Below are 6,203 nucleotides of genomic sequence, written 5' to 3'. Positions count from 1 at the left end.
CATGGAGGGCGTCTGCACGATGAACCAGCGTCCGCCGGTCCCTCCTCCGCACCGCCCTGATCGGGACGACGACCGCTCTGCTGGCCGTCCTGGTCGCGGCGGCGCTCCTGTTCCACGCGTCCGGCGGACGCTGGTTCATCGTGCAGACGCCCTCCATGGGCACGGCCGCCCCGGTCGGCACCCTCGTCCTCACCGAGCCGACGGCCCTCGAGGACGTCCGGGTCGGCGACGCGGTCAGCTTCCACCCCACCACCACGCCCGACGAGACCTACACCCACCGGGTCGTCGAGATCGCCGACGACGGCACTCTCCGCACCCAGGGCGACATCAACGGCGCCGTCGATCCGTGGGCCACCGGCCAGGACCAGCTCATCGGAGTCGTCACCACGGCGCTGCCGGTGCTCGGCTGGCTCGTGCGCGGCCTGCCGCTGCTGATCATCGGCGCCGTCCTCGTGCAGCTGCTCACCCGCTTCATCGCCTCGCCCACCCAGCGGGCGTCGATGCGGATCCTCGGCCTCTCGCTCGTCGCGTCCGTCACCGTCTTCGTGCTCCGCCCGCTCGTCGGCATCGTCGTCCTCGAGGCCACGGTCGACAGCGGCACGACGAACGCCACGCTCGTCTCGACGGGCGTCCTCCCCATCCGCGTGAGCGCCGAGGGCGCCGACCCCGTCGACCTGGTCTCCGGACAGGTCGGCCGCCTGCAGATCCCGGCGCATGACGGAGACGCCTACGCCCTCTCCTCCGCTCTGCACCTGCCGTTCTGGGGCTGGGTCCTCTTCGTCCTGCTCTGCGCGATCCCGGTGCTCTACACGGTCTTCGTCGGCCTCCCCGGCGAGCCGGAGCGGACCGCCGAGCGCGGCCGCCGCGCCGCCCGCGAGGAGGAGACGGCATGAGCCGGCACCGCCTCTCCGCCGCCTCACCGGCCGCGCGGCTGCGCACCCTCCTCGCCCGCCCGAGGTCTGTCGTCGCCGCCCTCGTCGCCGCCGCCCTGGCCGCCGTGCTGCTCACCGCCCCGGCCACCTCCGGCGCATACACCGCCTCGATCCTGAACTCGACCAACACGGTCGGCAGCGCCGCCGCGTTCTTCACCTGCGACGGCGCCCTCGCCGCCGACCGCGGGGCCGCGCTCTTCTCCTACACGCTCGCGCAGCCGAGCGGATCGACGACCGCGCCCGACACGGACTCCGGCCAGTACCCGGGCACCTACCGCTCCACCAGCCTCTTCCCGACCGCGATGGTCAGCTCCGCCGCGACGCCCAAGGCCTGCCCGCGCGACGCGGGCGGCTCGTGGACGCCGAACGGCACCAACCAGTACCTGAGCACGCCGCTGGAGATCAGGAACCCCGGCACCTTCAGCACCGAGATCTGGTTCAAGACCACGAACGCCGGCGGCAAGCTCTTCAGCTTCAGCGCGGGCGCCACCGCTCCCGGCGGCCAGTACGACCGCCACACCTACATCGGTGCCGACGGCAAGCTCGTCTTCGGCGTCTACAACGGCGCCGCGCAGACCATCACGAGCACCCGAGCCGTCAACGACGGGCTCTGGCACCACGTCGTCTCCACGCTCTCGCCGACGGCGGGCATCGCGCTCTGGGTCGACGGCGTGAAGGTCGCCTCGAACAGCACGTACCGCACGGCCGAGAACACGACGGGCACCTGGAAGATCGGATACGACAGCCTGGGCGGCCAGTGGCCGAACGTCGGCTCCTCGTACTTCGGCGGGAGCCTGCGCTACGCCGCGGTGTACTCGACGGTCCTCACGCCGGAGCAGATCCAGACGCACTACGCGGCAGGACGCTGAGCGAACGGCCCGGTCGGCGGCGCCTCCGCAGCCCTAGGGTGAGCGGATGACCACCCCCGCCCTCTCGCGCCGCGCCCGCTTCCACCAGCGGTTCCTCGTGGAGGAGCGCATGATGGCCCCGGAGGCGCGCCGCGGCCTCGACCGGGCCGGCTTCGGCCTCATCGGTGTCGGCGTCGTCCTCTTCGCGGCCTTCACCGCGCAGGTCGCGAGCGGCACCGGCCTCACCGTCCTCGATCCGGTCGTCGCCGAGTGGTTCCGCGAGAAGCGCTCCGCCGAGGGCACGGTCGTGATGGACGCGCTCGCCACCGTCTTCGGGCCGGTCTACCTGCCGGTCATCATCCTGGCGGTGCTCGTGCTCTGGTTCGTCCTCGCGCGGCACCTCTGGCGGCCGATCCTCCTGGCCGGCGGCATGCTCGTCGGGATGCTCAGCGTGCAGCTGGCCGCTCACCTCGTGATGCGGATGCGCCCGCCGGTCGAGTACATGCTGCTCGGGCCCGACGGGACCTTCTCGTTCCCCTCCGGCCACGTCACCGGCGTGAGCGACTTCTTCCTGATCACCACGTTCCTCCTCGCCTCCCGCCGCTCCTCCCGGAGCTGGATGATCGGGGGCTTCGCGCTCTCGCTCGGGATGATCGCGGGCCAGATCGTCGCCCGGCTCTACCTCGGCTACCACTGGCTGACCGACACGCTCGCCTCGGTGTCGCTCGCCCTGATCGTGCTCGGCTCGGTGATCGTGATCGACACCCGCCGGACCGCGGTCGTGCGGGGTGGCGCGGGCTGACCGGCGGGGCGCCTCCCTCTGCGGCGAGGAGTCGGCCGCGGGAGCAGGCCCTGTCGTCAGCCCCGGTCGGCCGGATCCTCCCCGGTGACGATCGGCACCGGCTCCGTCACGCCGATCGTGCTGACGATCGGGACGATCCCGGTGCGGGTGAACGGCTCCTCGGCGGCCGGCGCCGACTCGTCGGACAGCGGTGCGGGGTCGACCGCGGCCGGCGCCGACGGGTCGGACGCCGTGAGGCCGGATCCGCTGCCCGACGCCGTGGCGTCCTGTGCGGTGTCCGCCTGCCCGGCCTCGGCGCCGTCGGGGTAGAGGACGTCGGCGGCGAGGGCCTGCTCGATCCCGCGGTCCCGGCGGGTCCGGGCGCGGACCGGCGCCACCGCGCGCACGATCGGGGTGCGCAGGCGGCGGTAGGCGATCCGGCCGAGCGTGACTCCGCCGGCGAGGCCCAGCGCGATCATGCCCGCCTGGAGCAGGAGCTCGATCCCGGCGCTCGGGCCGGCGTTCGAGGTGAGGCCGAGGACGCCGCGGTAGAGGGTGAGGCCGGGCAGGAGGGGGACGATCGCGCACGCGGTCGTCACCACGGCGGGCACCCGCATCCGCTCGGCCAGCATCTCGCCGAGCAGGCCGATCGCCAGCGCCGGGAGGGCGTTGGCCATGAGCGGCGCGAAGCCCGAGGTGGTCAGGGAGTCGGAGACGAGGAACGCGCCGGCTCCGGTGAGGGCGGCGATGAGCGCGGGCCGCGGCGGGGTGTGCGACGAGAGCGCCCAGGCGCCGGCCGCGACCCCGGCACCGAGCACCTGCACAGCGGCAGGCCAGGGGCGGGCGTAGGAGTCGACCAGCACCAGCTCGACCCCGAGCGAGCGCGCGCCGTCGAGCACCACGGCGATCCCGACGACGATGCCCAGCGTCAGCAGCCCGACCTCGAGCAGTCGGCCGCCCGCGGTGATCGGGAACCCGTTGATCGCGTCGTCCGCCGCTCCCACGAACGAGAGCCCGGCGAGGAGCACGACCACCCCCGACGCGACGACGAGCGCGGGCGGCAGCACCGCCAGCTCCACGGGCAGCCGCGGCACGACCGCGAGCAGCACCACCGCCACTCCGGTCGCCACCGCGGCACCGGCGATCTGCTGGAAGAAGGCGGGCAGGCCCCAGCGGGCGAGCAGCTGGTTGACCAGGTCGATCGCGGCGGCCGTCGCGGCGGCGAGGAGCACGACGAGCGGGCCGCCCCCGAGCAGGAGCGCGACGCCCGCGGCCATCAGCGCGAGCGTGAGGGTGACGACTCCGCGGCGGTAGCGGTGCGGCTGGACGAGGATCGCGTCGAGCCGGTCGTGCGCGGCCTCGAACTGGTGCCGGGCCTCCTCGCGGGCCTCGGCGGAATCGACGGCGTCGGCGACCCGCACCTCCGGCGAGCCCTCGGTGATGGCGGTGACGAGCGCCGTCACGCGGGCGAGCCGCTCGTAGTCGGCGCTGCGGGAGGGGACGACGCGCAGCACGCTCACGCTGGGGGAGTCGTCGCCTCCGTCGTGCACGACCAGGATCGACGTGAAGGTGAGGTCGACCTGGCACTCGATGCCGTAGGCGCGGCACACCCGCTGGATCGTCTCGGTCACCTCGGCGGCCGCGGACCCCAGCGAGAGCAGCGTCTCGCCCAGCCGCACGGCCAGCTCGAGCACTCCGCGGACCGTCTGCTCGGCGAGGAGCGCGCGCTGGGCTCGACGGCTCACCGGGGCCGCGGGCCGCTGCCCGCCGAGCTTGCCGACGACCTGCTGCAGAAGACGAGGAGAGCGCACCGTCCAGGGTAGGCACGCGGGGGCCGGTCCGGGGACGGGTTGCGCCGGCTTTCCCGCGGATGTCCGAGCAGCAGTCCTCAGAAGCAGGCGAGCACCCGGGTCGTCAGCCAGAGGGCGGCCTCGAGCTCGGTGTGCAGCTCCCGGCCGAGGGCGAGCCAGCGCTCCTCCGCCTCGGCGCTCCTCCAGCCCTCGAACACGTCGCATCCGGACGCCCAGAGCTCCTGCCAGCGGAGCAGCGGTCCGTGCAGGGCCTCCGGGACGCCGATCGCACCCGGATCGTCGATCGGGCCGTCGACCGCCCAGAGCGGATACTCCGCGCAGTGGTCCGGGTACAGGCGGAGGTCGGCGAGCCGCCCCTCCCGATCGGCCCGCGCGCGGGCGAGGGTGTCCTCCTCCGTCGCGAACGGCGGGACGATCCACTCGATCTGCGTGACGGGATCGACGACTCGGCGTTCCACGGCTCCTCCTCCGCTCCTCGATGCGCGCACGACGGTAGCAGGGCCGTTCCGCGCCGCATCGGAGGGGGCCTGCCTACACTGGCGAGCGACTGCGTCCGCGAACGGGCGGGCGGGGCGAGGGGTGGGAGCGCATGAGGGTTCACGAGCGCGCGGTGCGGCACGGGCGGCTCCGGCGGCGGTCCGGGGCGCGGTCAGTGGTGGTCGGGATCGCGGCGGTGGTCGGCGTCCTCGCCGTCAGCGCCACCTCGCTCGTGGCGATCGCGACGGTGAGCATCAGCCGGAACGTCGCCGACAACGCGGTCGACCTGGGCATCGCTCCTCCCACCGCCGGGAACGTGCAGATGGGCGCGGTCGAGGGCGGCTTCGACGTCCTGGTGGTCGGCACCGACAACGACGCCACGCAGGGCGACTCCTTCGGCGTCCGCGACGACACGCTCAACGACGTCAACATCCTGCTCCACGTCTCGGCCGACCACCGCAGCGCGACGGTGATCAGCTTCCCGCGCGACCTGATCCTGGACCGTCCCGCCTGCACCGACCCCGAGACGGGCGTCGTCACCGAGGCGGCCGCCGGCGTCCCGCTCAACTCGGCGTTCCAGTACGGCGGGCTCGCCTGCGTCAACGACACCCTGCAGCAGTTCACCGGCCTGACGGTGCCCTACGCCGGCTGGGTGTCCTTCAACGGCGTCATCGAGATGAGCAACGCCGTCGGCGGGGTCCCGATCTGCCTCACCGGTCCGATCCTCGACACCGACTCGGGCCTGGACCTGCCCGCCGGCACCTCCACCGTCTCCGGGTCGATGGCCCTCTCGTTCCTCCGCAGCCGCCACGGCGTCGGCGACCAGAGCGACCTCAGCCGCATCTCGTCGCAGCAGCAGTACCTGGCCTCCCTGATGCGCACCGTCCGCTCGGCCGACACCCTCTCGAACATCCCCGCCCTCTACGGACTCGCGCAGGCGACCTCGTCGAACGTGCACCTGTCGACGTCGCTCACGAGCCCGGCGACGATGATCTCGCTCGCCCTCGCGCTGAAGGACGTCGACCTCTCGAAGATGGTGTTCGTGCAGTACCCGGCGCTCGACGACCCGGACTACCCGGGCAAGGTCGTGCCCAACGCCGAGGTCGGCGCCGAGCTCATGAGCCGCGTCCTCACCGACCAGCCGGTGACCCTCGCATCCGACGCTCCGGCGGAGGAGGCGCCCGCGGCGGAGGCGCCCGCGGACGGCGGCGCGGCTCCGACGGATCCCGCTCCCGTCGCCGTCGACGCTCCGGGTCAGACCGCGGCGGAGGAGACCTGCGCGGTGCCGTCCGACTGACCCGACGGGTCTCGCGACGACGAAGGCGCCCGGGCGGTGTGCCCGGGCGCCTTCGTC

6 protein-coding genes are annotated in these 6,203 nt (G+C 73.6%); 4 read left to right on the top strand and 2 right to left on the bottom strand.

Translation table 11 applies throughout. From position 1 onward, the window contains the following. The first annotated feature begins 140 nt into the window (after positions 1-140). From C5C49_RS04740 to C5C49_RS04730, 3 genes are read left to right on the top strand one after another with little or no spacing between them, the layout of a single operon-like run. A complete protein-coding gene (locus tag C5C49_RS04740) occupies positions 141-893 on the top strand; it encodes a S26 family signal peptidase (protein WP_146083081.1) in 753 nt (250 codons plus the stop codon). Next, complete coding sequence (locus C5C49_RS04735; protein WP_104345555.1) at positions 890-1,801, top strand: LamG domain-containing protein; 912 nt, start codon at positions 890-892, stop codon at positions 1,799-1,801. Before C5C49_RS04740 ends, C5C49_RS04735 begins: the two co-directional genes overlap by 4 nt. A gap of 46 nt (positions 1,802-1,847) precedes the next feature. Beyond that, a complete protein-coding gene (locus tag C5C49_RS04730; protein WP_104345554.1) occupies positions 1,848-2,582 on the top strand; it encodes a phosphatase PAP2 family protein in 735 nt (244 codons plus the stop codon). Between the two features lie 56 nt (positions 2,583-2,638). Here the strand turns inward: C5C49_RS04730 and C5C49_RS04725 are convergent, their stop codons facing one another. After that, entirely contained in the window at positions 2,639-4,372 is a 1,734-nt protein-coding gene (locus C5C49_RS04725) for a threonine/serine exporter ThrE family protein (protein WP_181135709.1), read from the bottom strand. A 77-nt stretch (positions 4,373-4,449) separates the two neighbouring features. Further along, the gene (locus C5C49_RS16880; protein WP_104324363.1) at positions 4,450-4,830 is read right to left on the bottom strand and encodes a hypothetical protein; all 381 of its coding nucleotides are present in this window, start codon (positions 4,828-4,830) and stop codon (positions 4,450-4,452) included. A gap of 194 nt (positions 4,831-5,024) precedes the next feature. On the opposite strand from C5C49_RS16880, the gene C5C49_RS04715 reads away from it, so the two are divergent. Then, the gene (locus C5C49_RS04715; protein WP_181135708.1) at positions 5,025-6,146 is read left to right on the top strand and encodes an LCP family protein; all 1,122 of its coding nucleotides are present in this window, start codon (positions 5,025-5,027) and stop codon (positions 6,144-6,146) included. Positions 6,147-6,203 lie beyond the last annotated feature (57 nt).

The organism is Rathayibacter sp. AY1E2, assembly GCF_002932325.1.
Classification (GTDB): Bacteria; Actinomycetota; Actinomycetes; order Actinomycetales; family Microbacteriaceae; genus Rathayibacter.
The sequence above is the reverse complement of the archived record's forward strand: the minus strand, read 5'-3'. Positions and strand labels throughout refer to the sequence as shown.

What these genes read in the sequence shown, in the direction of transcription:
- C5C49_RS04735 (WP_104345555.1), top strand. Translation starts at nt 890, where the DNA reads ATGAGCCGGCACCGCCTCTCCGCCGCCTCACCGGCCGCGCGGCTGCGC.
- C5C49_RS04730 (WP_104345554.1), top strand. Translation starts at nt 1,848, where the DNA reads ATGACCACCCCCGCCCTCTCGCGCCGCGCCCGCTTCCACCAGCGGTTC.